The sequence below is a fragment of the Streptomyces pactum genome, assembly GCF_016031615.1.
GTDB classification, from domain to species: Bacteria; Actinomycetota; Actinomycetes; order Streptomycetales; family Streptomycetaceae; genus Streptomyces; species Streptomyces pactus.
The window spans coordinates 1-1,648 of sequence record NZ_JACYXC010000018.1 but is presented as its reverse complement, the minus strand read 5'-3'; the positions used below and the strand labels follow the sequence as shown (position 1 = coordinate 1,648).

General features: G+C 78.6%; 1 protein-coding gene. It reads right to left on the bottom strand.

Annotation, left to right across the window (positions count from 1 at the left end; translation table 11 throughout):
• Nucleotides 1-16: 16 nt before the first annotated feature.
• Entirely contained in the window at nucleotides 17-1,375 is a 1,359-nt protein-coding gene (locus IHE55_RS30420) for an MFS transporter (protein WP_232265699.1), read from the bottom strand.
• Nucleotides 1,376-1,648: the final 273 nt, after the last annotated feature.

The following is a 1,648-nucleotide window of genomic DNA, read 5'->3' as shown; positions in this document are numbered from 1 at the left end:
CGGGCCCGCCGCCGGCTCAGTCCAGTGCCTCCCGGCCGGACGCGCCGCGCTCCGTGCCGTCCCGGCCGGCCGCGCCGCCGGCGTCCGAGGCGGTGTCCGGGTCGGCGGTGGTGCCGGCACCGCCGCCGGTGGCCGGGAGGGCCGTGCCGGGGCCGCCGCCGCGGACGTCGCGGCCATCAGCTCGGAGTACGCCCGCGCCCGCCACCAGTCCCAGGGCCAGCACGGTGACCAGGCCGAACGACACCGTCAGCGAGGTGGCGTCGGCGAGCGAGCCGATGGCCGCCGGGGCGATCAGGCCCGAGGTGTAGGTGATGGTGGCCACGCCCGCGATCGCCTGGCTCGGGGCCGGGCCGCTGCGGCCGGCGGCGGCGAACGCCAGCGGCACCACCACCGCGATCCCCAGGCCGATCAGCCCGAACCCGCCGACCGCGAAGCCGGCCGACGGGGCGGTGACCACCAGGATGCCGCCGACCGTGGCGAGCACCCCGCCGGAGCGGACCGTGCGCACCGGGCCCAGCCGCGCGACGGCCGCGTCGCCGAGCAGCCGGGCGACGGCCATGGTGCAGGCGAAGGCGGTGGTGCAGGCCGCCGCCACACCTGGCGAGGAGTCCAGCACGTCCCGCAGGTACACCGCCGACCAGTCCAGGCTCGCCCCCTCGGCGAACACCGCGCAGAAGCCCACCGCGCCGATCGCCAGCGCGGAGCGCGGCGGGAGCGCGAACCGCGGCGGCGGCTCCTCGTCCGGCGCACCCGCCCGGCCCGCCGCACCGTCCGCACCGGCGTCGCGCGGATCGAGCACCCACCGGCAGGCCACCACGCCCAGCACGGTCAGCACCGCGGCGGTCACCGTCAGGTGCAGCCGGGCGTCGGAGCCGGCGTGCGCGGCGACCGTGCCCGCCGCCGACCCCACCAGGGCGCCCACGCTCCACATGCCGTGCAGCCCGGACATCACCGGCCGCCCCAGCCGGTCCTCGATCTCCACGCCCAGCGCGTTCATCGCCACGTCCGACATGCCCGCGGTCGCGCCGTAGACGAACAGCGCACCGCACAGCCACACCAGGCCGGGCGCGAACGGGGGCAGGACGAGCGACAGGCACCACAGCGCCAGCAGCCCGCGCAGCGCCACCCGGGCCCCGAACCGGTGGCTGATCCGCCCGGCCAGCGGCATCGCCACCGAGGCGCCGATGGCCGGGAAGGCGAGGGCCAGCCCCAGCTGGCCGGCGCTGACGTCCAGCCGTTCGGAGATCCACGGGATACGGGTGGCGAAGCTGCCGGTGACCGCACCGTGGACGGCGAACACCGCGGCCACCGCGATCCGCGCCCGCCGGACCGCCGCCATCCCCGGCGTCCCGGCGCCGTCCTGCCTGCTCGCCATGTACTCGTCGCCCTCCCGCACGCGCGTGCCGCGTCAACCCACCGGACGCTACGCCACCGGACGCCCGCGGGAAACCGGAAAAGGCCGCCCCCACGGCACCCTGCCTGCCGCCCCCACGGCACCGTGCTCGCCGCCCCACCGGCATCGGCACCGGGCCCGGCGCCCCGGCCGCGCGTGCCGCCGCCCCGCGACACCTCCGGGCTTGGTGCCCGGCCACTTTTTCCAGGCGCACGACCGGGGTGCCGCCCACTGCCCAGGGCACCACCGGCCGCG